The organism is Mesorhizobium sp. Cs1321R2N1 (assembly GCF_037179725.1).
GTDB classification, from domain to species: Bacteria; Pseudomonadota; Alphaproteobacteria; order Rhizobiales; family Rhizobiaceae; genus Mesorhizobium; species Mesorhizobium salmacidum.
Genome location: NZ_JAPYKP010000089.1, coordinates 1 through 23,424 on the forward strand (window position 1 = coordinate 1; position 23,424 = coordinate 23,424).

Below are 23,424 nucleotides of genomic sequence, written 5' to 3' on the forward strand. Positions count from 1 at the left end.
TCTCGACGCAGCGGCGTCAGACGGGCATTCTTGTGGATGTTCATTCGGACCCTCCGATGTGTACTGAAGCCTGGTAACTCCAGTCTCCTCGGTCCGGTCCGAATGGACAACCTCCCGAAAGCTCACACCTAGCGCTCTACCGGCTCTTGCGCGGCGGGGGAGCGGGCGACGGAGAGGCGCGCCTTGCCGCCGGGGATATTCCTTGGCTGGCGCTGGCAATCGGTATGGGCGGCATCGTTGGACCGGTGCTCTTGATGTTTGGCCTCACTCTCAACACTGCGTCCAGTTCCGCCCTGTTGCTCAATCTGGAAGGCCTGGCGACAATGGCGATCGCGTGGCTCGTTTATCGCGAAAAGTCGACCGGCGTCTGCTTTTCGGTGCTTTCGCCATTCTGGCGGGCGCGGTGCTGCTGTCATGGGCGGGGCAAGGCATTGCCTTCAATCTAGGCGCGCTGCTTGTCGCGGGGGCCTGCCTGGCATGGGGCCTGGACAATAATTTCACCCGCAAGATATCGGCGGCCGATCCGGTGGCCATCGCAATGCTGAAGGGGTTGGTGGCGGGCGCAGCTAATGTCGGGCTGGCGCTCGCCTCCGGCGCGGCATTTCCCGCCGCGATCACGGTGATGGCCACGGCCGCCGTCGGTTTCTTCGGCATCGGCGTCAGCCTCGTCATGTTCATCCTAGCGCTGCGTCACCTCGGTTCGGCACGCACGGGAGCCTACTATTCGCTTGCTCCCTTCATCGGCGCGTTGCTGGCGATCCTGATGCTGGGCGATGCCGTCACGCTCAAGCTCGGGATAGCCGGTCTGCTGATGGGGGTTGGCCTGTGGCTGCATCTGTCCGAGCGCCATGAGCATGAGCACGACCATGAGGCGCTGGAGCACGAGCACAGCCATGTTCATGACGAGCATCACCAGCACCATCATGACGGACCGGTCCGCGAGCCGCATTCGCACTGGCACCGGCATGCGCCGCTACGTCACAAGCATCCGCACTATCCCGACCTGCATCATCGGCACGATCACGGCTGACCGATGCCCGGCCCCGCGCTGACCGTCTGGTACAACACGCGCTGTCCGGTCTGCGATGCCGGCATCAGTAGGCAAAAGGGGCGGCTGATCGCGGCGGTCAAGGCCGGTCGGGTCGAGTTCCGCGATATCAACCTGGAGCCGGATGCGCTGTCGTCGCACGGCGTCTCGCTGGAGGACATCCGCCGCCGGCTGCACGCCACCGATGCGGATGGCAATTTGCTGATCGGCGCCGATGTGGCGATCGCGGTCTGGCTGTTGACGCCGGGCGAGGGCTGGCTGGCAAGCCTGTTCGGCAATCGGCTCATGCTGCCGCTGACCCGCCTTGCCTATAATCGCTTCGCCGACCTGCTCTACATCTGGAATCGGCGCAAAGGCCGCTGGTAGTCCATTCGCACTCCATCCATTCCTGCCGAGCCTGACGCTTCGAAGCCACGATGTCGCTTGGCTCGTGGCCAGATACATCGTAAGATATATCTTGACTCGGCGGCACTGCGCGCCTAACTAAGATATATCGTAAGATAGAACTCAAGGAGCAATCAATGCACAGACACAATCATTCCGATCATCATCATTTTGGCGAGCGCATGTTCATGCACATGGCCGGCAAGTTTGGCGGCAAATTTGGTGGCAGAGGGGGCGGCGGCTTCGGTCCGTTCGGCGGCAGGGGCGGTGGCCGCGGCCCGGGCGACATGTTCCGCGCCGGACGGATGCTCGCCGACGGTGACCTCAAGCTGATCACGCTGTCGCTGCTGGCCGAGGCGCCGCGCCACGGCTACGACATCATCAAGGCGCTGGAAGAGCGCACCAGCGGCATCTACAGCCCGAGCCCGGGCGTGGTCTACCCGACGCTGACCTTCCTGGAAGAGGCCGGTTATGCCGTGTCGACGAGCGAAGGCAACAAGAAGGTGTTCTCGATCACCGAGGCCGGGCAGGCGCATCTGGCCGACAACCGCGAAATGATCGACGGCGTGCTCGATCATCTCGAGCGCTTCGGCCGCAAGATGGCCAAGGCGCGCGACTGGTTCGGCTGGAACGATGACGGCGAGGACCGCCGCGGCGGCCGGAGCGGTCGTGGCGAGCGCTCGGAAACGCGTGACGAATTCCGTGCCATCCGCCACCGGCTGCGCGCGGCACTCGGTGACATCGTCGATGCGCCAGCTGAAAAGCAGGCCGAGGCGATCGCCATTCTAGAAGCCGCCGCCGAAGCGCTGGAAGCGCTGTCGCACCGCTGATCTCACGATGTCCGCGCGTCTCTTGAAGCGCGAAAGCCCAACAGAAAAGCCCGGGGAGACCCGGGCTTTCTCGTCAGACCGTGCCGGCATCATTCCTTGCCGACATATTCGCTGATCAGCTTTTCGTTGCGCGCCTTCTCGATCTTGGCGGTGGTTTCGGCGGAGATGCGCTCGTCGGTGCGGTACTTGACCAGGTTCACCAGGCTGCCGGTGAGCAGCAGGATGCCCATGGCCCAGTAGCCCTTGGTCGACAGGTCGACCGGCGCCAGCCACAGGGACAGGCCAAGCATGAAGTAGGCGGCGCCGACCGAGACGGTGTTGAACATGATGTAGGTCTGATTGCTGTTCATTGTCGTGTTCCTTTGACTGGATCGAAGTTGGGTTTGATGTGGTCGTCGTGAGGTCCAAAAATCTTCAGTTGATGGTCTTCAGGCGCTCGAGCACGTCCCTGGCGCGCACCTTCACCGCCGGGCCGTGCCCGGCGTCGGCAAGGCGGTCGCGGATCGCGTCATGACGAAGCTCGCCGTCGATTTCGTCGAGAATGCCGGCTTCCTCGAACGGATCGCTGGCTCCCTTGATGCGGGCCAAAAGCTCCTCGGCGTCGCTGAGGCTCGCCGAATGACCGATCGACCTGACGAGGCGTGACTGCGCCTTGCGCTCGGCATCGATGGCCCGGGCCGAGATCATGCCCTGGTTGAGATCGATGATGCGGCGGTGCGCCCGCTCCACCGAAACGCGCATCCGCAAGGTCTTTTCGCCAAGGCTTTGCACTGTGGCGCGGCGGACCTCGCGTTCATTCTCCAGTTCGGCTATGGCCGCGGCACCGCTTTCGGCCAGCCCGCTGTTGCCGGCGGCCAGCGCGCTGATGGTGCGTGTCTCCAGGTCGGCGTGGCGGCGATCGAGATGCTCGAGGCCAGCTTGCTCGGCACGCTGGCGCACGATCAGTGAGGCAAGCGTCTGCTTGGCGGCGGCAAGTCCCGCCTCGGCATCGCGGATGCGCTGCGCCAGAAGGTCGATGGCGAAGCGATCCTTCAGGCCGTCCTCGGCCCGTGCGCTGGCGCCGTCGAGCAATGTTCTGATCAGGCTAAGCATGGTTCTTCTCCCTTCGAAGTTTCGGTGAACAATGTTCACGAACTCAACTTAGCAGGAAATGAACGTTGTTCAAGAATATTTTGAACGCTGTTCATAATGTCCGAAATAAGGTAAACGAAGGGAAATCGGGGGTTCGAAGCGTGCCGTCGAAGGCACGCGCATCCAAAAAGGACTGCTATGGCGCTGGACAAGGAAGAGACCGGCGAGCGGGTGCTGGCTATTGCCGAGACGCTGCTCAACGAAGGCGGCATGGACAATCTGAAGGCCAGGACCATCGCCGAACAGGCGGGCATCTCGGTCGGCTCGGTCTATAATCTGTTTTCCGATCTCGACGGTGTGCACCGCGCCGTCAACATGCGGCTGCTCGACCGGCTGGGGGTCGCGGGCGCTGCGGCGATGGCCGATCTTGGCAGGCGCGGCATCACCGACGTGCGCCAACGGCTGATGGCATTGGCCGGCGCCTATGTTCGCTTCGTCGAGGCGCATCCCGGCAGCTGGCCTGCGCTGCTGGCCTTCAACAGGCGGCGTCCGGTGCTGACCGAGCCCGACGTCTACGAGGCACGGCTCGATCAGTTGTTCGAGATCATCGCCAGCGTCCTTGCCGATGGCGGCTTCGATCTCGACGAGGACACGCGCCGGATCGCCGCGCGAACCCTCTGGTCAAGCGTGCATGGCATCGTCACCAGCGGGTATGCGGGCAGGTCCGTTAGCCGGCAGGCCGACGAGATCGACCGGCAGATCGAGCTCCTGGTCGCCGTCTTCATCAGGGGGCTGGAACGCGGCGCCACATTCGCGCATGCTGGGCCGACAGCGTCGTGAATCGCATACCGACGGCGATCGCAGGCGGCAAGGAGATTTGAGCGATGTCTTTTCTGAAACGTCTTTTCGGCGGCGGTGGCGGCGAAGCGGCCGAGCCCGCAAGTGCCGCGCCCGCCAAGCAGGTCGAGCACAAGGGTTTTACGATCAGCGCCACGCCCTACAAGACCGAAGGCCAGTACCAGACCTGCGGCGTCGTCTCCAAGGAGGTCGATGGCGTGGTGAAGGAGCACAAATTCATCCGTGCCGACCGTTTCGCCGGACTGGACGACGCCGTCGACATCTCGATCAAGAAAGGCATCCAGCTCGTCGACGAGCAGGGTGATCGGATTTTCGGGTAGGGTCCAGCCGTCTCCGAAAGAGCGTGGATCGCGCGTGAGGGGGGCTTACACCCTCGAGCACTCCGTGAAGCGCTCGAGGTTCTTGGCCGGCGTGCCATCCAGGTGGGTATTAGCCGCGCTTTTGGATGACGCCGTAGAGCACGTTGCGATTCTCGCCGAAGTACACTTGCGCCTCCACGGTGTTGCGGTCGACGCTGGCATTGATGATGTTCCACATGTCGACTTCCGACCGCAGCAGCAGCACCCAGTCCATGAACGTTTCCCGGTAGCCGGCGTCAGGAGTGCCCTCGGCGTAGTTCGCAAACAGGAATGTCCCGTTCGGCTTCAGCATCTGCAGACAGGTCTTGGCGAGCTTCACGGCGACGTTGTGCTGAAGGTAGTCGTAAAGCCCGGAGGCATAGATGAGATCGAACTTGCCAAGCTTGTGGCCCCTGGTGAGCACGGTCCGTACCGAGCCGTCGATGGCCTCGACCGCGGTGCCTTGGAAATCGCGCGCGATCAGTCCGACGCTCTGGGGATCCTGGTCGAGCGCGACCCAGCGCTTGAGGCCGCGCTCGGCCAATGCGGCCGAACGGTTCGCTTCGCGCAGATGGCCGGCCGCGATAGCCAGGACTTCGGTTCCCGGTCCATTCTTGGCCGCGGTCTCATCGACATAGCGGGTCAGCAGATCGCGGCGCTCCCGTGCCGCGACGCATGACGGGACGTTCTGGGTATGGCTGTAAAGCGCCTTGCCGATCTCCGAGGCGTTCGCCACGCTCTCGGCCACGTGCGGGTCACAATAGATGTAGTCGAGCAACTGCGCGTCGCCGGAATAACCCCTAGGCTTGGTGAAGGACCAATGCGTCAGCGGATCCTCGAGAAAGTACTTCTGGATCGGGTGGTTCTGAGCCACCGGTATCAAGGCTTGCCACACGTCGGGATGAACCTTGGCACGCAACGCGTTGAGAAGCGACAGCAGCCGGCGAACGATCTCGGCGGGAAATTTTTGCTGCTCGACCTGTTGCTGTGTCGCGTGGAGGATGAGCGCCAGCTCCGCGCGAGCGGTTTCGAACGCTTCGCCATGATGCTCGGGCTTTCCTCGACGGAGACCACTGGCAATTGCCTCCGCAGTAATCAGACTCTGGCCATCAAAGACAGTTTGCACACCAAGACTCCATAGTTAACAGTCAGTTAACTTATTGCTTAGAATATTCGAATTGCCAATGTCGGGTCGCGGGCATTTTATCGGTATGATTAATTTCCTGCTAACCATGTCAATTCTTTGGGGTTTTTAAGGAGGGGATTCCGGGTTCGAGTTAACGGAAACTTGTCCTGCGTCATTGCATTTGATCGCGCGGCAAGAGATGTCGCGCCCAAGGAGTCGGTCTGCGTTGGGGGCAGAAGCTGCAAAAGAATTCGGAACGCGAGATGCCCTTCAGCCGGGATTCGTCGTGAACGAACGCGCGTCATCCAGAGTGGCCGATGCGGTCGATTCGGAACCGCACGATCCCCGCCAGGAGCTGGGGGCGGCTGAACTTCGCATCCTTTACCGCACGGAAGCCCAGGCGAAACGAAGGAAGGAAGCCAGGCCAGGCCTTTGGATCGCCGTCGTCATCTATGTCTTGTTTTCGGTATCGGATCTGCTGCTGATACCGGATGTGGCCGCCCTTACGATCACGGCCCGCTTCGCTGTCGGACTGACCGCACTGTTGGTCCTGGAAGCACAGCTTCGCCGGGGAGCCGCCACGGACTGGCTTGACGTAACCTGCGCCGCGGCCATCATCTTCGGCTATATCGGCTGGCTTTACCCCGCCTCCATGGGGGCGAACAAGGAAACCGTCGCTTATTATATGGTCTTCGGCACCATTTTCATGATGAGTGCCAATCTCTTCTTCACGTTCCGGTTCAAAGTGTCGATCATAACGTCGACTATAATTTTGTGCATCTTGTATGTGGTGAACTACTTTCTACCCGCGTCGCTGGCATACAAGATGGTATTTGGCACTTTCTACGTTTCGTGCTTCACGTTCACATCCTATGTGAACTGGAAGTTGAACGAAGAGCGCTACAACGTCTTCCTCAACGCGCTGGAAGCCAAGATCCAGCACAATGAGGCCACCGAGCGCGGCAAGGCCCTGCTCAGGCTGTCGCGGACGGATCCGCTTACAGGCCTGGAGAACCGGCGCGCCATCGACGAGAAACTGCGCGACTACTGGAATGACTGGCAAAAGCTTGGCCATGGTTTTGCGGCGATCCTCATCGACGTCGACTTCTTCAAGAAGTTCAACGATTGCTATGGCCATCAGGAGGGTGACCGTTGCCTGATCCAGGTCGCCGAGGCGCTCAGCGACCTGATCAAGCAATATGACGGCTCCATCGGCCGCTATGGCGGGGAGGAATTCATCGTCCTGGCTCGCATGGGCAGAAAAGACCAGGTCGCGGATCTCGCCGAAGCCATTTGCCGTACGGTCGAGAACCTGGCGATCGCGCACGAGTTGCGGCGGGATGGCATCGCGATCGTGACGGCGAGCGTCGGCGCGGCATTCACCAGGAAGCAGACCGCCGCCAAGCTGGAGAAGATCATCCACGAGGCCGATCGGGCGCTCTATCTGGCAAAAGCCGGCGGCCGAAACTGTGTCCGGCTGTTCGATCCGACCGATCCCCAGAGCAGCGACGAGAGCGAGAACCTCGCGGCTTTGCTGAAGATCGCGATCGGCCAGGATCTCGTTTCGCTTGTCTATCAGCCCATCCAGGACGTCGCGTCGGGCCGGGTCGAGGCTGTGGAGGCGCTGATGCGTCTCAAGATGCTCGACGGGACCCTGGTTCCGCCGAGCCTGTTCATTCCCGTCGCGGAGCGAACCGGCGCCATCCTCGAGCTCGGGCGTTGGGCAATAAGGACCGTGTGCGCCGAACTCCTGGCGCAGGATCACGTGCGCGTCGTCAGCGTCAACGTCTCGCCGATCCAGCTCAAGACGCCCGGCTTCGCGACATCGGTCGCGACCATTCTGGGCGAGACCGGCGTGACCGGCAACCGGCTGGCCTTCGAGATCACCGAGGGACTGGAGATGGAGATGCACTCCGACATCCTGCGCTGCATAAGCGATCTGAAGCTGCTCGGAATCAGAATATGGCTCGATGATTTCGGGACGGGCTTCGCCGGCCTTTCATGGCTTCGTCTCATCGATTTCGATACGGTCAAGATCGACCGTTCGTTTCTCCACGACTGCGGCACCCCCAAGGGCATGGCGATGCTGCAGGATATCATCGCGCTGGTCAGAAATCGCGGCCACAAAATCCTGGTCGAAGGGGTGGAGACCGAAGAGCAGATGCTCCTCATGCGCCAGTTTGGCATCGACAAAGTCCAGGGCTTTCATGTCGGCCGCCCGGCTCCAGCCGCGAATTTCCAGACCAAACGGGCCATTCAGAAGCGGCCGTTCACGGTTCTCAAGTCGGCGTGACGCCGAAGCAGGCGGTGGCTTGACCGGCCATGGCCCGTCAAGCCCATTTGTTATCTGGCCACGATTGCCGTCCGGCCGTGTCTCCTGATTTTATGCAGGTCGTTATCCCGGAACCGAGGACACTTCCGGGCGACATGCATTATGCCGTCTGCAACACCGTGCGTGGCAGCGGCGGGAAGGCGATGGCTATGCCCGCGGCACCCAAGCCGATAAGAGCCGAGCCGATGAACAGCCAATGGTAGCTGGCATAGGCGTCGAAGATCATGCCGCCGGCAAGCGGCCCCAGCGCCATGCCGAGGCTGGAGAGCATGGTGGCGGCGCCGAACACGGTGCCGAGAATGCGCTGGCCGAAATATTCGCGCGCCAGCACGGCGTAGAGCGGCATGACGCCGCCATAGGTGGCGCCGAAGATGACGGCCAGCATATAGAACTGGTCGAGCTGGCTGATCGAGAGATAGGCGGCAATGACGATCGCCTGGATCGCCAGCCCCGCGATCAGCACCGGCTTGACGCCCAGCCTGTCGGCCAGCACGCCGTAGAGCAGCCGGCCGCCGAGGCCAGCCAGACCCTCGACACTGTAGATCGAGACCGCGGCCATCGGGGCGACGCCGCACAGCATGGCGTAGCTGACCATGTGGAAGATCGGGCCGGAATGGGCTGCGCAACAGGCGAAGAAGGTTAGCCCCAGCACGATGAATTGCGGCGAGCGCAGCGCCTGCCCGACCGTCAGGCCGGCGCCTTCGGCGACTGGTGCCGCAGCCGCACCGGAGGCGGCGGGTTTCGGCGGCTGGCGCACCAGAAGGACGGCGGGCAACAGGAGCACCCAGGCCAGGAGGCCGATGTCGAACATGGCGGCGCGCCATTCATAGGCCGAGATCAGCCAGCGCGCGAAAGGCGAGATCGTCATCGGCGCCACGCCCATGCCGGCCGAGACCAGCGATACCGCCAGCCCGCGATTGGTGTCGAACCAGCCTGATGTCAGCGCGATCATCGGCGCGAAGAAGGCGCTGGCCGCGAGCCCGACGAGCACGCCATAAGTGATCTGGAAGTTGAGAAGCGAACCGGCGCGGCTTGCCAGCACCAGCGCCAGCCCGAGCAGCACGGCGCCGATCGTGACGACGATGCGGGCGCCGAACCGGTCGGACAGGGCGCCCCAGGCGAAGCCGCCGAGGCCCATCACCAGGAAGTTGAGCGTCATGGCGCTCGAAATGCCCGCGCGCGACCAGTGGGTGTCGATCGCCATGGGTTCAAGGAAAATCGCCAGCGAAAACATCGTGCCGATGGCGACACAGGACATCAGCGCGCCAGCCGCGACGATGACCCAACGGTAGGAATGGTTCATGTTTCTTCTCCCAGCCGGGAACAGGATCGATCTTTCGACGCCGCCCGGCAATTCCGGTTGCGTCCCAAGGACGTTCAAGGCGTGCTCGGATCGACATTCCAGATGGAAATTTTCATAGGTCCAGGGGATGGCCTGCGCCTCGTCAAATGCGCTGGGAGATATTTCAAAGGCTCAGATCGGCAGTTCCGATGTGTACTTGATCGTCCAGCTGGGAACGTCGGTCTTGACGTTCTGCACGCCTTTGATGCGGCTCAGATGCTCCGACTGGAAACGGCGATAGTCGTTGACATCAGCCGCCACCACGCGCACCAGGGCGTCGCAGTCGCCCAGCATGAGATAGCATTCCATCACTTGCGGCAGCTTGGCCACCTCGGTGGCGAAGTGCTCGATCGTGTCCTCGTCCTGCGTCTTCAGCCAGATCCGGGTGAAGAAGGTGAGGCCCTTGTCGATGCTGGCCGGATTGAGCACGGCGACATAGCGGTCGATGACGCCGGCTTCCTCCAGGAGCTTGACGCGCCGCAGGCAAGGCGAGGGCGACAGGCCGACCTCATTGGCCAGATCATTGTTGGCCATGCGGCCGTCGCGCTGCAGTGCCCGCAGGATGCGCTTGTCGATGTCGTCGAGCTTCACGGCGTTGAATTCCATTTTCCTGCGCATATGTGACATTCAATGCCAAAATTTGGCGAAAGACAACAATCTTCGCAACCAAATTGCGGGGAGGTGTAGGTATGTTTCGCCCCTGACATCACGAAATTTCCAAACGCAGGGCAGGGCGGCTGCGAGGCCGGCCTATGGCAGACCATGAGCATTTCACAGGCAGTCGAAGCAGCCGGCAATGGTTCGGAATCCGAGTTCCGCCGTGGTGTGATGTCCTGCGCGCCGGTGCTGCTCGGCACCATTCCCTACGCGCTGGTGCTTGGCGCCCAGGCCACGCAGAAGGGGCTGAGCACGGTCGAGTTGTCCATGATGACCGGCCTGAATTTCGCCGGCGGTTCGGAATTCGCGGCGATCCAGTTGTGGACGTCGCCGCCGCACATCCTGCTCATTGTCGCCATCACCTTCCTGGTCAACAGCCGTCATCTGCTGATGGGGGCGGCGCTCGCGCCGTTCCTGCGCGAGCTACCGCGGCGCAAGGTTTTCCCGGCACTGTTCTTCATGTGCGACGAAAGCTGGGCACTTGGCCTGGCCGATGCCAAACAGCGTGCCGCCGCAGGCATCGGCCCGGCCTTCAGCCCGCGTTATTATATGGGCGCGGCGCTGGCGATGTATCTCACCTGGGTAGCCTTCACGACGCTCGGCGCCTTGCTCGGCCCGATGCTGGGCGATGTCGAGACCTATGGTTTCGACCTGGCGTTTCCGGCCGTCTTCCTGGTGCTGATGCGCGGCATGTGGAAAGGCTTTGCCGCCGCGCGACCGTGGCTCGTCAGCCTGGCAGTCGCCGCGCTTGTCTATCTCTTCGTTCCCGGCGCCTGGTATGTCGCGGCGGGTGCTGTGTCGGGGCTGGTCGCGGCCTGGTTGCTGGCAGGTGATGCATGATCGACATGACAACCCTTCTCACCATCGTGCTGATGGCCGGCGTCACCTATCTGACGCGGATCGGCGGCTATGTCGTGCTGCGCAACCGCGTGCTCAGCACCCGCGCCACGGCGGTGATGGAAGCAGCGCCCGGCTGCGTGCTGATCTCTGTCATCGCGCCGGCCTTCGTGTCGCGGAATCCGGCTGATCTTGCGGCATTGGCCATCACGCTGGCGGCGGCAACGCGGCTTTCCATGCTGCCGACCGTGCTGATCGGGGTCGCTTCGGCCGGCCTCTTGCGGCATCTGATCGGCTGAAGCGAAAAGGCGAGGCGCGAACGCCTGCCTTTCGAGTTCAGATGATCGAGAGCCTTACGCGGCAGCAGCAGCCTGCTGGCTGGCCACCACGGCGTCGACCTTGGCGGTCGCCTTGGCGAGCGCGGCAGTGACCGCGTCCGGGCCCATGCCAACGCCTTCGATGCGGATGACATCGACATCGGTCATGCCGAGGAAGCCGAGCACGCCGCGCAGATACGGAATGGCGTGATCGAACTGCACGGCCGCGCCCTCGGAATAGATGCCGCCCGAAGCCAGCACGATATAGACCTTCTTGCCGGTGACGAGGCCCTTGGGGCCATTCTCGCCATAGGCAAAGCTCCGGCCGGAGCGGGCGATGTGGTCGACCCAGGACTTCAGTGTCGAGGAGATGTTGAAGTTGATGAAGCCGGTGGCGAGGATCACCGTGTCGGCAGCAAACAGTTCGTCCAGCACCGCGTCCGAAACGCCCACCACTTCGGCCTGGCGCGGGGTACGGGCATCGGCCGGCGTGTAGATGCCGGTCGCATAGTCGGCATCGATGTGCGGCAGCGGGTTGGCGACGAGATCGCGCACGACCAGGGTGTTCGATGGGTCGGCGGCGAGAAGCTTCTGAGCGAATTCAGTTGCAATGCGGGTCGAGTGCGAGGCAGCGCCGCGGGGGCTCGAGGTAACAAGAAGAATGGACATGGCGGGTCTCTCCAGTTGAATGAATTGTCCCGACATATATGGGCTATCGATCCATCCGATAAACTGGCATATTTTCTATACGATCCATCTATAAAGTAGATACACAACGATGCAGCCGAACCCGACCCTCGACCAGCTCCAGATCCTTGTCGCCGTTGCCGACACCGGCAGTTTCTCGGCCGCCGGCCGCAAGCTCAACCGGGCACAATCCGTCATCAGTTATGGCATCGCCAATCTCGAGGCGCAGCTCGGGCTGAAGCTGTTCGAGCGCGAGGGCACGCGCGAGCCGCAACTGACCGAGATCGGCCGGGCAATGCTGGAGGATGCGCGGCGCATGGTGGGCGTGCTGCAGCGCATCCGCTCGCGCGCCGACGGCCACCATCACGGGCTGGAGGCCGAGGTGGCGCTGTCGGTCGATTCGACGTTGCCGTCTCCGGTGCTGGTGCGGGTGCTCAAGGCGTTCGAGGCGCGGTTTCCGACCGTGATGCTGCGCCTGCATATCGGCACGCTCGGCCTCATTCCCGATCTCGTCGTCAACGGACAGGCCGATCTGGGCATTGGCGGCTTGCTGGGCGATGTCGACGTGCACCTCGTGCGCATCGGCTTCATGTCGCTGGTGCCGGCGGCCGCACCCAGCCATCCGCTGGCACAGCTGCCGAAGCCGGTGGCGCTCGAGGATGTGCGCGAGCACACCCAACTTGTCGTCACCGACCAGTCGGAGCGCACCAAGGGACGTGATTACGGCGTCTTCGCCTACCGCACCTGGCGGCTGACCGACGTGCGCACCAAGCACATACTGATGCGCGAGGGGCTGGGCTGGGGTGGCCTGCCGCGCTGGTTGATCGCCGACGATCTGGCCAGCGGCCGCCTGGTGGAGCTTGATCTCGAACCCTACAAGGAGGTGAGTTCGCCATTGTTCGCCATGCACCGCAACGATCGCAGCCCGAAGCCGGCAGCCGCCTGGTTGATCGACCGGTTCAAGCGCGGGCTCGGCTGCTTCAACGAGTTCGAGCCGGGCGAGGTGCCCGAAGAGGAGCCGGAGACCCATGGCGTGTCCGGCTCCGGCATCTGACCCGGGCATCCGAGAAATCACTGGATTATCGTCACCCCGGAAACCACGATCTGCGCGGTGCGGGCGGTCAATTTCCCGTGCTTGCGTAGCGTCGGTTTTTCATAGGTCTTTTTCATGTGTTGGTCCCGAATGTGAGCCTCGAGGCGGGAGTGAGCCCTGACATAACGAGATTGGAGAGTTCCGGTTGCGTCGCCGTGCCATTCCGTGCCGCGGACTGTGACACGATCACCAGCCAGCGGCCTCAGTCAGACTTTCCCAGAGCTTTCAGGATAAAGCGAATCTGCTCGCGCAGGCTCGTTTCGGTGTCTTCGCTGTTTCGAACGCAGTGCTCGATTAGAATCGGGTGGAAGAACGGCATGAATGCGGCCTTAACCGCACGCGCCGCTTCCGCCGGGTCCTCGACCTTGAATTCGCCCGCCTCGACGCCCTCGCGAATGATCGCTTTGAAGATCGTCACCATCCGCTCGAGATGCGACTTGATGACCGCCCAGTTCTCCTGCATGGCGGCGATAATCATGTCGTGCATGCACCGTTCCTTGATCAGCTTCTTCTTGTTGTGATGGTGAAGTGCGTTCAAGAGTCGGTCGAGTTTCACCGAGGCCGGTAGGTTCGTGCGTGCGATCGCAACGGCAATGTCAGCAAACTCATTCAAGACCCTTCTGCAGATGGATTCGTTGATTGCATCCCTGGAGGGGAAGAAGCGGTAGACGTTCGCCGGGCTCATGCCAAGCCCGGAGGCGATGTCGGCCACCGACGTCTTGTGGCAGCCGATGCGGCGAAAGTGCTCCTCAGCAACCTCCAGGATGCGCGCGCGCATCTCGTCGGGATCAGGTGTTCGAACCGGACGATTCATGCATGTCTCCAGAATTGATGAGCGAACCTGCCGGACTCGCGGGGAAGATCATCTCCAGCCGGCCAGTTCGTGCCGTTGGCCCTGCATGTGTCCAGGCAGAGCCAACGGGGAAGAACTTGAACCGTCTCCCGCGACAACAGAGCCCTACTCGGCCGCCATAGCTGTCGGCACTTCCGGTTCCTCCGTCGAACCCTCATGGAGTTCATCCGTGGTCGGTTTGATCCGGAACCACGCGACATAGAGCGCAGGGAGGAACAGCAGGATCAGCACCGTGCCGGCCGCCGTGCCGCCGATCAGCGTGAAGGCCATCGATCCCCAGAAGACGGAGTGCGTGAGGGGGATGAAAGCCAGCACGGCGGCAAGTGCGGTCAGGATCACCGGCCTCGTGCGTTGCACCGTGGCCTCGATGACGGCGTGATAGTCGTCAAGGCCGGCGGCACGGTTCTCCTTGATCTGTTCGGTCAGGATCAGCGTGTTGCGCATCAGGATGCCCGCCAGTCCTATCAGGCCCAGAATGGCGTTGAATCCGAAGGGCTGGTTGAAGGCCAGCAACATCGGTACGACGCCAACGAGGCCGAGGGGTGCCGTCAGCATGACCATCGCCATCGTCGAGAACGATCGCACCTGCAGTATGATGACGATCAGCATGGCGGCGAGCATGGCCGGGAAGACCTTACCCAGCGCGGTGTTGGCCTTGGCCGCCTCTTCGATCGATCCACCCATTTCGATGCGATAGCCGGCAGGCAGGGATTTAATCAGCGGCTGAAGGGCCTCCATGATCTGCTTGGAAACCTCTGGAGGCTGGGTCGCCTCATTGATGTCCGAGCGAATCGTGATGACCGGGGTGCGATCACGCCGCTTCAGGATCGGCTCTTCCAGACGGATTTCCGAGTGGCCGATCTGGTCGAGCGGGATCTGGCGACCGTCCCGGCTCATCAGCGAGAAATCCGCCAGACGCGATGGATCCAGTCGCTCGCCGCCGGCGCTGCGTGCCACGATGGGGACATTGCGGATGTCTTCGCGGACCTGCGTGACCGGGATGCCGGTGAGGAGGAACTGGAGCTGCTGGGCCACCTCCGCCGGCGACAGGCCGATGAGGTTTAGTCGATCCTGATCCGGTATGAAGCGCAGTACCGGCGTGCGATTGCCCCAGTCGCGACTGGCCTGCCGCACGTCCGGCACGCCGCGCATGACGTCGAGGGCTTTCTCAGAGATGGCGTACAATTGCGCGGGATCAGGCCCCATGACCCGGAACTCGACCGGGAACGGCGTGTAGGGTCCAAACACGAGTTGCGTAATGCGGATGTTCGCTTCGGGGGCAAGCCCTGTCGCAACCGCTTCACGGAGCCGGTGCTTCAAGGCCTCGCGGGCTTCCGCGTCCGGTGTCAGCACGACGATCTTTGCGAAGGCGGGATCAGGCAGTTCCGGCGCCATGGCAAAGAAGAAGCGCGGGGCGCCCTGGCCGACATAGCTCGTCACGATCTTGGCCTCGGGTTGGCCGCCAAGCCAGTGTTCCAGCTTTTCGACCGTGGCGGTCGTCGTCTCGATGCTGGTGCCTTCCGGCAGGCGAACCTCGACCAGCACTTCGGGACGGTCGGACGTCGGGAAGAACTGCTGCTTGAGACCGCCCATGCCGACAACCGAAAGCGCGAAGACGATGCCGACGGCAGCGCAGGTCACGAACTTGTGGCGCACCGCGCCAGTGATGAGCCGACGAAGGCGCCGATAGTTCGGTGTGTCATATATGGCATGGACACCTCCTTCGACCGGTTTGATCGCGGGCAGCATCTTGACGCCCATATACGGGGTGAAGACCACAGCGACGACCCAGGAGACGATGAGGGCGAAGCCAACGACCCAGAAAATGTTTCCGGCATATTCGCCGGCCGTCGAGCGCGCGAAACCCACTGGTAGGAACCCGGCGATGGTCACGAGCGTGCCCGACAGCATCGGCGCCGCGGTATGGCTCCAGGCATAGGCCGCCGCCTTGATGCGGTCCATGCCCTCTTCCATTTTCACCACCATCACCTCAATGGCGATGATGGCGTCGTCCACGAGAAGGCCAAGCGCCAGGATAAGGGCGCCGAGCGTGATGCGGTCGAAGAACCGGCCGGTTTCCAGCATGATGAGGAAGACGACGGCAAGCGTCAGAGGAACGGCGGCCGCCACGACGATGCCGACGCGCCAACCCATGCTGATCAGGGCGATCAGCAGCACCACGCCGAGCGCCATCGCGAATTTGAGCATGAACTCGTTCACCGACGAGCCGATGTTCACGGCCTGGTCGCTGACCTTGGCCAGCGACATCCCGAGAGGCAGCGTTTGTGCGATCGCCGCCGATCTCTCCTCCAGTGCCTTGCCGAGTTCAAGACCATTCCAGCCCTCCTGCATCACCGCCGCGAGCATGATGGTCGGCTCGCCCTGGTGACGGATGACGTAAGTGGCAGGATCCTCGTAGCCGCGCCGGACCTCGGCGATGTCGGAGAGCTTCAACGTCCGTCCCGCGGCGACGATCGGCGTGTCGGCGATCGTCTGGACACTGTCATAAGCGCCGTTGACCCTGATGAAGACCTGCGGCCCCTTTGTGTCGATCGAGCCCGCCGGTGTGACGGTGTTCTGGCGCTGCAAGGCGGCGACGATATCCTGCGCCGACACGCCTAGGGTTGCGAGCTTAGCATAGGAAAACTCGACGAATATCTGTTCGGGACGCTCGCCGAGGATGTTGATCTTCTTGACGCCAGGCACATGCAGAAGGTCCTGGCGAATGGTCTCGGCTTGCCTGGCGAGCTCCCGCATGGGCAAGCCCTTCGCCTTGAGGGCGTAAAGAGCGAAACTCACATCGGAATATTCGTCGTTGACGAAGGGGCCGAGCACGCCGGGCGGCAGATTTCGGGCTTCATCCCCGAGTTTCTTACGGGCCTGATAGAACTCCTCCTGAACGCTGGATGGCGGTGTGCTGTCCTTCAGCGTGACCGTCAGATAGGCATAACCTGGCCGTGTTGTCGTCTCCACCCGGTCGTACCAGGTCAACTCCTGAAGTCGCTTCTCCAGCGGTTCGGCGACGAGGTCCTGCATCTCGCGCGCGGTCGCGCCCGGCCATACCGTCGTGACCGTCAGGGTCTTGATGGTGAAGTTGGGATCCTCCGCCCGTCCAAGCATGAGGAAAGCGTAGGCGCCGGCGGCGACCAGCAGAATAATGAAGAAAAGGGTGACGGCGCGCTCGCGAACGGCGATCGCGGAAAAATTGAGGCTCATCAATTGCTCCCGTTTTCAGAGGCAGTCCTGACGCGAGCGCCCTCCTGCAGGAGATGAGCGCCGAGCGAAACAATCTGATCGCTGGAACTCAGTCCGGAGATCACGGCGGTTTCGCTGGTCACACGAACAAGCTTGACGGGCCGAAAGTGTACGGTCGAGGTTGCGCCGTCCAAGCTCCAGACGCCGGTCTTCTGACCATCATCCAGCACGGCTCCGAGCGGCACCTGAACTTCCGTTTGACTTGCCTGGCTTGCAAGCCGGATCGTCACGGTCGCGCCAAGCGGTGCTGCCGCCGCCTCACCATCGAGTACATAACGCGCCTCATAGGTACGGGTCTGGGGATCGGCGGCGTCCGACAACTGCCGGAGATGCGCCCTAAAATGCCGCCCATCGGCCCCATACATGCCCGCCTCGGCTACCGATCCGATCGCCGGCCGGATCGTTTCGGGAAGCGCGACCACAGCCTCGCGGGGGCCGGCGTTCGCGATCCGAACCACGGTTTGTCCGGCGGTGACAACCTGTCCCGGCTCGCCAAGCGTTTCGACAACCGTTCCATCGGCGTTCGCGTCCAGGACGGAATAGGCCGCCTCGTTTTCCGCGACCTTCGCTTCCGCCTCCGCTGCGGCAAGCTGCGCCGTCGCGGTATCCAGTGCTGCCTTCGCCTGCTCGTAACGCTGCGGGGTTGCCGCCAATTCCTTCTTGACCAGAACGGCATAGCGCTTTTCGTCCGCACTGGTCTGAACCAGGACAGCGCGTGCCGCGGCGACAGCGTTGCGCTTGGCGGTGAGCGCAAGAGCCAGATCGGTATCATCGATCCGCAGCAGCGGTTGGCCCGCCTTGACCTGTTCACCGACATTTACCAGGCGTTCGATGATCTTGCCGGGAACGCGAAAGCCTAGATTGCTCTGCACCCGCGCGGCAATGGTGCCTGTAAAGCCGCGCTCGGATCCGGGCACCGGCACCGCCGTCACCAGTCTGACGATCGGTGGTTCCTGCCTCGGGTCGGCCGCTGCAGAAGCTGCCTGCGTGCGAATGGAAAGTGTGACGAAGGCCGCCACACCCAATCCCGCGACCAAAACGCTCCCCAGCCCAATAACGTGTTTCTTTTTCATGCCCGTCGCCTCCTGTAAAATAGATTGCATTCACACTCTATATCTGCTATTGATTACGAATGCAATCTAAAAAAGGAGATGACGATGCGCGTAAGTCGCAGTCAGGCTGAGCAGAACCGGCAAACCGTGATCGATGTGGCAAGCCGGCTATTTCGAGAGCACGGCTTTGACGGCATCGGGCTGAAGGATCTGATGAAAGGTGCCGGGCTGACCCAAGGCGCCTTCTACAAGCAGTTCGAATCCAAGGAGGACTTGGCGGCGCAGGCATCGCGGCGAGCGATGGAGCACGCAACCCGCAGATGGTCGGCTGTTGCTGCCGGGAGCCCTGATCCCCTTGAAGCCGTTATCGGGCTCTACCTTTCGCATGGACATCGCGAAGAGAAGAGCGACGGTTGTCCGATCGTGGCGCTTGGTTCGGACGCGGCGCGTCAAAGCGAGGAAGTGAGGGGCCCCTTCCAGGATGGGATCGCAGCTCACCTTGAGGTTCTCGACGAATTGATGCCGGCGGCAGAAGGTCCAAAGACCCAGCGCAAGGCGATGGCGATGCTGTCGCTCATGGTGGGTGCCGTGACGATCTCCCGTATCCTTAGAGATGAAGAGATGTCGCGGGACTTTCTCGATGCCGCCGCCGACGAAGCCAGGCGCATCGCGACCTCGTAGGGACCCGTGGTCGCGATCGAACGTCTCCACGGCACCATCACGCGAACGGATCGAACAGAAGCTGGAGTAGACATGCGTCGTATCGTCATTACAGGCATGGGAGCAGTTAGCCCCCTCGGAGCCAACGCGGCGACTTCCTGGTCGCGGCTCCTCGCCGGCCGCTCGGGCATTCGGAGCCTGCCGGATGAAATGGTGGGAGACCTGCCGGCGAAAGTCGGCGGAATTGTTCCCTCCTTGCAGGAGGACCCCGAGGCCGGCTTCGATCCAGACACCGTCCTGGTTCCGAAGGAACAGCGCAGGGCGGACCGCTTCATTCTCTTCGCATTGGCAGCGGCGGAAGAGGCGCTGGCCCAGGCGAGGTGGAAGCCGGTCTCGGACGACGACAGGGCCCGCACCGCGACGATCATCGCTTCGGGTGTCGGAGGATTTCCCGCGATAACCGAAGCCGTGCGAACCGTCGATCAGCGCGGTGTTCGGCGTCTCTCGCCGTTCACGGTGCCATCGTTCCTGGTGAACATGGCGGCGGGACAGATTTCGATCCGATATGGGTTCAAAGGCCCGCTCGGCGCTCCGGTGACGGCGTGCGCGGCCGGCATCCAGGCGATCGGCGATGCGGCGCGTCTCATCCGCGCCAATGAAGCCGACATCGCGGTGTGCGGTGGAACGGAAGCCTGCATGAATGCGGTCAGCCTCGGCGGTTTTGCCGCCGCACGCTCCCTTTCGACCTCCTTCAATCACCGTCCCGATCAGGCCTCCCGTCCCTTCGACATGCTGCGTGACGGCTTCGTCATGGGCGAAGGAGCCGGAATCCTGGTCATCGAGGCATTGAGCCACGCGCTTGCGCGCGGCGCCAAGCCGCTCGCCGAGCTCGTCGGCTACGGCACGACGGCGGACGCTTATCACATCACCTCCGGCCCCGAGGATGGCGACGGTGCGCGGCGGGCCATGGAGATCGCGATCACCCAAGCCGGTATATCGCCGCGTGAGGTCCGCCACCTCAATGCGCATGCGACCTCCACGCCGGTCGGCGATGCGGGGGAAATAGAGGCGATCAAAAGGGTCTTTGGCGCGGATTTCAGCATCGCCGTCAGCGGAACGAAGTCGGCGACCGGGCACCTGCTCGGAGCCGCCGGTGGGCTTGCAGCGATCTTCACGATCCTGGCGCTCAGGGACCAGGTCGCACCGCCGACCCTCAATTTGAGCGCCCCCGATCCGGCCGGCGACGGGATCGACTTCGTCGCAAACCACGCCCGGCCAAGGGAGATGGACTACGCGATCTCCAATGGCTTCGGCTTTGGAGGCGTAAACGCCAGTGCGTTGTTCCGGCGCTGGACGGACAGTTGAGTAGCGTGGGCCACCTTTGGGCGACCTGCATCAGGCGCGGGACAGTCCGTCTATCAGCGCCGTCAGGACGGCGCGGTAGTCCTCGGCTGATGCGCCCCCCTCGATGGCGAGCGCAGCGCGGTCGAAAGCAGAACCGAGCAGCGCCGTCAGCGCCTCCGCCGGCAGCTTTGTCATCGATCGTGCCCGCATGGCGGCGACAAGGCCTTCACGCAGCGAGCGGTTGCCATGGCGATTATCGATCGCGTCCATGGCGGTGCGGCCGAGCACGGCCGGGCCGTCGAGCAGCAAGAGCCGCGTGCGACCGGGCGCGCGCATGGCCATGAGATAGGCATCGGAACCGGCAATCAGCGCATCGCGGGCGCTGAGCGAAGGCGGGGAGGCGCGGTCGATCTCCCGCGCCACAGCCGCCGCTTCCTGTTCAACCACGGCGGCGAAAAGCGCCTGCTTGTCGGCAAAGTGGTGATAGAGCGCGCCGCGCGTCACGCCTGCGGCGGCAACGATCTCCGGCGTGCCGGTCTCGGCATAAGATTTTTCCGTAAACAGTTTACGCGCCGCCGCGATCAGGTCGGCGCGTGTCGCCTCGGTGCGGTCGCGGTTCGAGCGGCGCCCGGATTCCTGTTGCATACATGCAGCCTGTATGTTAATTCGATTTACATGCAGACTGTATGTTAATTGACAGGAGAAGGAAAGATGAAGACGACGAGCTACTACCCGGTGCTGATGACCGGCGATGTCGCCGGCACGGCCGCCTTTTATGTCGAGCATTTCGGCTTCCAGCCGCTGTTTACGAGCGACTGGTACGTGCACCTCCAATCGGTGGACAACCGCAGGGTCAACCTAGGCATCGTCCAGGGCGACCACGAGACGATCCCTGAGGAGGGGCGGGGGCGGACCTCGGGGCTGCTGATCAATTTCGAGATCCGAGATCCTGACGCAGTCTACGAACGGATCACCGCCGCCGGCTTGCCGATTCTGCGCACGCTGCGCGACGAGCCCTTCGGCCAGCGCCACTTCATCACCAAGGATCCCAACGGCGTGCTGATCGACGTCATCAAGCCGATCCCGCCCAGCGAGGAGTTCCTGGCGCAGTATGCCGAAGGCGCGGCGGGGGTGAGCGGCGGGCTCAACCAGCCCTTGCCACCGGCGTCACCGCCACCTCGCTGACGCCGGTGCGGCGTACCACGGTGCACAGCGTCTCGCGGCCGATGCGCTCGGCGTCGAGCATGCGCACGAGATCGTCGACGCCCGTCACCGGGCGCCCGTCGATGGCGGCGATGATGTCGCCTTCCTTGAGACCTGCCTTGGCCGCCGGGCCGTCCTTCTCGACGCTGCGCAGGCGTACCGCCGTGCTGGTCGACACCTGCGACAACAGCGCCGCGCGGCGCGGCAGGTTTACGGCGTCGGCGGAGACGCCGATGAAGGCGCGGCGCACGCGGCCGAAGCGGATGATCTCGGAAATGACGAACCTGGCGGTGTTGGAGGCGACGGCGAAGGCAATGCCTTGCGCGCCGTGGATCATGGCGGTGTTGACGCCGATCACTTCGCCCGCCGACGACACTAGCGGCCCACCGGAATTGCCGGGGTTGAGCGCGGCGTCGGTCTGGATGACGTCGTCGATCAGCCTGCCGGTCGAGGCGCGCATCGAGCGGCCGAGCGCCGAGACCACGCCCGAGGTAACTGTCCATTCGAAGCCCAGCGGATTGCCGATGGCAATCGCGATCTGGCCACGCCGCAGCCGCTTGGAATCGCCGAGCGGCGCCACATCGGCGAAGCTGCCATCGGCGCGCACCAAGGCGATGTCGGTGTCGGGGTCGCGGCCAAGCACGCGGCCCTCGCTGGAGGCGCCGTCCGGCATCGAGACACGCACCGTTCTGGCGTCACCCACGACATGGAAATTGGTTACGACCAGCCCATCCGGCGCGATGACGAAGCCCGACCCATGGCCGCCCGGGCCGCCGATGCGCTCGATGCGGCAGACGGCCGGGCCGATGCGGTCGACAGCGTCCGCTACTGTTTCGGAATAGGCGTCGAGCAAGGTGTCATCGGACTGGATTTTGGGGGCGGCGAGGGCCATGAGCGGGCTCCGTGTTTTCAGGCACAACGATGCGTTTCTTGCATGCGTGTCGTTGTCCCAAAACCGGTGAGCACTTTTGCGCGACACACACTATATGTGCGGAGCGGCCCGAACCGCCGCGACCTGACCAGATGGCCAGTCAAACCCGCAACTAGCCGTCAGGCGAGTACCCGCAAGCGCGCCGTCGAGCGATATCTGGGACATGCAAGAAACCCAGGAGACCCTTATGAGCGACTTCAATTTGAGCGCGTTTTCAGACGCCATCGCCGATCTCGCAGCGGAAGCCGCGCCGGCGACGGCGAGCTTCGCCACCCATCACCACCGCACGGCCAGCGCCTTCCATTGGCGCGACGGCTATTTCGTCACCGCCGAGGAGGCCGTCGAGGCCGGCGAGGAAATCGAGCTGACGCTGGCCTCCGGCGCGACGGTGAAGGCCGAACTCATCGGCCGCGATCCTTCGACGGGCGTCGCCCTGCTGAAGCCCGCCGATGCGGCGACCGCGCCTGTCCTTGCCAGGGCCGATGCCGTTCGGCCGGGCAACATCGCCATTGCCATCGGCAGCAGCCAGGGTTCAGCACTGGCCGTGTCCGGCTCGGTCGGCGAAGTCGGGCCGGCCTGGCGCTCGATGCGCGGCGGCACCATCGACCGGCGCATCAACCTGGCCGTCGGCGCCGGCGGCCGCTTCGAGGGCGGCCCGGTGCTCGACGCCAAGGGCGCGCTGATCGGCATGCTGTTGTTCGGGCCGCGCGGCCGTGCGCTGGTCATGCCCCACGAGACGATCGAACGCGCGGTGGCGACGCTGCGCGAAAAGGGTCATGTCGCACGCGGCTATCTCGGCGCCGGCCTGCATCCGGTGCGTGATCGCGACGCGCATGGCGCAATGGTCATGAGCCTCGACGACAATGGCCCGGCCAAGGCCGCCGGCCTCTCGCTCGGCGACATCATCGTGGCGTGGAACGGCGAGGCCGTGCATGGTCCGCGCGACCTGATCCGCCGGCTCGGGCCTGACAGTGCCGGTGCTTCGGTGACGTTGGGTGTCGTGCGGGGCGGCGAACAGCGAGACGTCGTGCTGACCATCGGCGAAAAGCCGCTGAGCTGAGAGGAATGATGGAAACACTCGCCAGCGACCGGATCGGGACCGACAGTGCGGCTTCGCGGCGGCTGCTGGTGCTGATTGCGCTTGGCGATGCCGGGCGCGCCGAGCGCCTGGCCGCCTCGCTTGCCGCCAGCGACGACCTGTTGCCG

24 protein-coding genes and 1 pseudogene are annotated in these 23,424 nt (G+C 63.3%); 13 read left to right on the forward strand and 12 right to left on the reverse strand.

The window, feature by feature from the left end; genetic code table 11:
• Positions 1-128: 128 nt before the first annotated feature.
• The 3 genes and pseudogenes from O7A61_RS20790 to O7A61_RS20800 all read left to right on the forward strand — a co-directional run.
• A pseudogene (locus tag O7A61_RS20790) lies at positions 129-1,030 on the forward strand (DMT family transporter); the annotation flags it as partial.
• 3 nt (positions 1,031-1,033) lie between these two features.
• Positions 1,034-1,414, forward strand: a complete 381-nt coding sequence (locus tag O7A61_RS20795; protein WP_337131402.1) for a thiol-disulfide oxidoreductase DCC family protein — start codon at positions 1,034-1,036, stop codon at positions 1,412-1,414.
• A 155-nt stretch (positions 1,415-1,569) separates the two neighbouring features.
• On the forward strand, positions 1,570-2,262 hold the full coding sequence (locus O7A61_RS20800) for a PadR family transcriptional regulator (RefSeq protein WP_337131403.1): 693 nt from the start codon (positions 1,570-1,572) through the stop codon (positions 2,260-2,262).
• Between the two features lie 89 nt (positions 2,263-2,351).
• On the opposite strand, the gene O7A61_RS20805 is transcribed toward O7A61_RS20800, so the two are convergent.
• Both O7A61_RS20805 and O7A61_RS20810 read right to left on the reverse strand, forming a co-directional pair.
• Entirely contained in the window at positions 2,352-2,612 is a 261-nt protein-coding gene (locus tag O7A61_RS20805; protein WP_027145771.1) for a YiaA/YiaB family inner membrane protein, read from the reverse strand.
• 64 nt (positions 2,613-2,676) lie between these two features.
• Positions 2,677-3,354, reverse strand: coding sequence for a PspA/IM30 family protein (locus tag O7A61_RS20810; protein WP_337131404.1), 678 nt, complete (start codon positions 3,352-3,354; stop codon positions 2,677-2,679).
• A 177-nt stretch (positions 3,355-3,531) separates the two neighbouring features.
• Between O7A61_RS20810 and O7A61_RS20815 the strand changes: the two genes are divergently transcribed.
• Both O7A61_RS20815 and O7A61_RS20820 read left to right on the forward strand, forming a co-directional pair.
• Positions 3,532-4,173: a TetR/AcrR family transcriptional regulator gene (locus O7A61_RS20815; protein ID WP_337131405.1), complete on the forward strand. Its 642-nt coding sequence runs from the start codon at positions 3,532-3,534 to the stop codon at positions 4,171-4,173.
• 44 nt (positions 4,174-4,217) lie between these two features.
• Positions 4,218-4,511, forward strand: coding sequence for an HlyU family transcriptional regulator (locus O7A61_RS20820; RefSeq protein WP_027145774.1), 294 nt, complete (start codon positions 4,218-4,220; stop codon positions 4,509-4,511).
• Between the two features lie 109 nt (positions 4,512-4,620).
• Here the strand turns inward: O7A61_RS20820 and O7A61_RS20825 are convergent, their stop codons facing one another.
• Positions 4,621-5,655 (reverse strand): class I SAM-dependent methyltransferase, encoded by a 1,035-nt coding sequence (locus O7A61_RS20825; RefSeq protein WP_337131406.1) that lies wholly within the window; start codon positions 5,653-5,655, stop codon positions 4,621-4,623.
• Positions 5,656-5,854: 199 nt separating this feature from the next.
• Between O7A61_RS20825 and O7A61_RS20830 the strand changes: the two genes are divergently transcribed.
• Positions 5,855-7,948 carry a putative bifunctional diguanylate cyclase/phosphodiesterase gene (locus O7A61_RS20830; RefSeq protein WP_245262315.1) on the forward strand — a complete coding sequence of 698 codons (2,094 nt, stop codon included), beginning with the start codon at positions 5,855-5,857 and terminating at the stop codon, positions 7,946-7,948.
• Positions 7,949-8,087: 139 nt separating this feature from the next.
• Here O7A61_RS20830 and O7A61_RS20835 read toward each other — a convergent pair whose 3' ends face one another.
• Positions 8,088-9,290: an MFS transporter gene (locus O7A61_RS20835; protein ID WP_337131407.1), complete on the reverse strand. Its 1,203-nt coding sequence runs from the start codon at positions 9,288-9,290 to the stop codon at positions 8,088-8,090.
• Between the two features lie 171 nt (positions 9,291-9,461).
• Entirely contained in the window at positions 9,462-9,920 is a 459-nt protein-coding gene (locus tag O7A61_RS20840) for an Lrp/AsnC family transcriptional regulator (RefSeq protein WP_027145778.1), read from the reverse strand.
• Positions 9,921-10,091: 171 nt separating this feature from the next.
• Here O7A61_RS20840 and O7A61_RS20845 point away from each other — a divergent pair, with 171 nt between their 5' ends.
• Positions 10,092-10,826 (forward strand): AzlC family ABC transporter permease, encoded by a 735-nt coding sequence (locus O7A61_RS20845; protein WP_337131408.1) that lies wholly within the window; start codon positions 10,092-10,094, stop codon positions 10,824-10,826.
• Positions 10,823-11,122, forward strand: coding sequence for an AzlD family protein (locus O7A61_RS20850; protein WP_337131409.1), 300 nt, complete (start codon positions 10,823-10,825; stop codon positions 11,120-11,122). The genes O7A61_RS20845 and O7A61_RS20850 overlap by 4 nt, the downstream gene beginning before the upstream one ends.
• Positions 11,123-11,176: 54 nt before the next feature.
• Here O7A61_RS20850 and O7A61_RS20855 read toward each other — a convergent pair whose 3' ends face one another.
• Positions 11,177-11,809, reverse strand: coding sequence for an FMN-dependent NADH-azoreductase (locus O7A61_RS20855; RefSeq protein WP_140505161.1), 633 nt, complete (start codon positions 11,807-11,809; stop codon positions 11,177-11,179).
• Between the two features lie 109 nt (positions 11,810-11,918).
• On the opposite strand from O7A61_RS20855, the gene O7A61_RS20860 reads away from it, so the two are divergent.
• On the forward strand, positions 11,919-12,881 hold the full coding sequence (locus O7A61_RS20860) for a LysR family transcriptional regulator (protein WP_337131410.1): 963 nt from the start codon (positions 11,919-11,921) through the stop codon (positions 12,879-12,881).
• A 17-nt stretch (positions 12,882-12,898) separates the two neighbouring features.
• On the opposite strand, the gene O7A61_RS20865 is transcribed toward O7A61_RS20860, so the two are convergent.
• The 4 genes from O7A61_RS20865 to O7A61_RS20880 all read right to left on the reverse strand — a co-directional run bounded on the left by O7A61_RS20865 (position 12,899) and on the right by O7A61_RS20880 (position 18,101).
• Positions 12,899-12,997, reverse strand: coding sequence for a putative RiPP precursor (locus O7A61_RS20865; RefSeq protein ID WP_198028830.1), 99 nt, complete (start codon positions 12,995-12,997; stop codon positions 12,899-12,901).
• Positions 12,998-13,122: 125 nt separating this feature from the next.
• A complete protein-coding gene (locus tag O7A61_RS20870; protein WP_337131411.1) occupies positions 13,123-13,734 on the reverse strand; it encodes a TetR/AcrR family transcriptional regulator in 612 nt (203 codons plus the stop codon).
• 144 nt (positions 13,735-13,878) lie between these two features.
• The gene (locus O7A61_RS20875) at positions 13,879-16,989 is read right to left on the reverse strand and encodes an efflux RND transporter permease subunit (RefSeq protein WP_337131412.1); all 3,111 of its coding nucleotides are present in this window, start codon (positions 16,987-16,989) and stop codon (positions 13,879-13,881) included.
• On the reverse strand, positions 16,989-18,101 hold the full coding sequence (locus tag O7A61_RS20880; RefSeq protein WP_337131413.1) for an efflux RND transporter periplasmic adaptor subunit: 1,113 nt from the start codon (positions 18,099-18,101) through the stop codon (positions 16,989-16,991). The genes O7A61_RS20875 and O7A61_RS20880 overlap by 1 nt, the downstream gene beginning before the upstream one ends.
• Before the next feature lie 84 nt (positions 18,102-18,185).
• Between O7A61_RS20880 and O7A61_RS20885 the strand changes: the two genes are divergently transcribed.
• Both O7A61_RS20885 and fabF read left to right on the forward strand, forming a co-directional pair.
• Positions 18,186-18,761 carry a TetR/AcrR family transcriptional regulator gene (locus tag O7A61_RS20885; RefSeq protein ID WP_337131420.1) on the forward strand — a complete coding sequence of 192 codons (576 nt, stop codon included), beginning with the start codon at positions 18,186-18,188 and terminating at the stop codon, positions 18,759-18,761.
• A 72-nt stretch (positions 18,762-18,833) separates the two neighbouring features.
• Positions 18,834-20,105 (forward strand): beta-ketoacyl-ACP synthase II, encoded by a 1,272-nt coding sequence (fabF, locus tag O7A61_RS20890; protein ID WP_337131414.1) that lies wholly within the window; start codon positions 18,834-18,836, stop codon positions 20,103-20,105.
• Between the two features lie 30 nt (positions 20,106-20,135).
• Here the strand turns inward: fabF and O7A61_RS20895 are convergent, their stop codons facing one another.
• On the reverse strand, positions 20,136-20,729 hold the full coding sequence (locus tag O7A61_RS20895) for a TetR/AcrR family transcriptional regulator (RefSeq protein ID WP_337131416.1): 594 nt from the start codon (positions 20,727-20,729) through the stop codon (positions 20,136-20,138).
• Positions 20,730-20,795: 66 nt separating this feature from the next.
• Between O7A61_RS20895 and O7A61_RS20900 the strand changes: the two genes are divergently transcribed.
• A complete protein-coding gene (locus O7A61_RS20900) occupies positions 20,796-21,269 on the forward strand; it encodes a VOC family protein (RefSeq protein WP_337131417.1) in 474 nt (157 codons plus the stop codon).
• On the opposite strand, the gene O7A61_RS20905 is transcribed toward O7A61_RS20900, so the two are convergent.
• Entirely contained in the window at positions 21,229-22,179 is a 951-nt protein-coding gene (locus O7A61_RS20905) for a S1C family serine protease (RefSeq protein WP_337131418.1), read from the reverse strand. The genes O7A61_RS20900 and O7A61_RS20905 overlap by 41 nt on opposite strands.
• Before the next feature lie 226 nt (positions 22,180-22,405).
• Between O7A61_RS20905 and O7A61_RS20910 the strand changes: the two genes are divergently transcribed.
• A complete protein-coding gene (locus O7A61_RS20910; protein ID WP_337131419.1) occupies positions 22,406-23,278 on the forward strand; it encodes a S1C family serine protease in 873 nt (290 codons plus the stop codon).
• Positions 23,279-23,424: the final 146 nt, after the last annotated feature.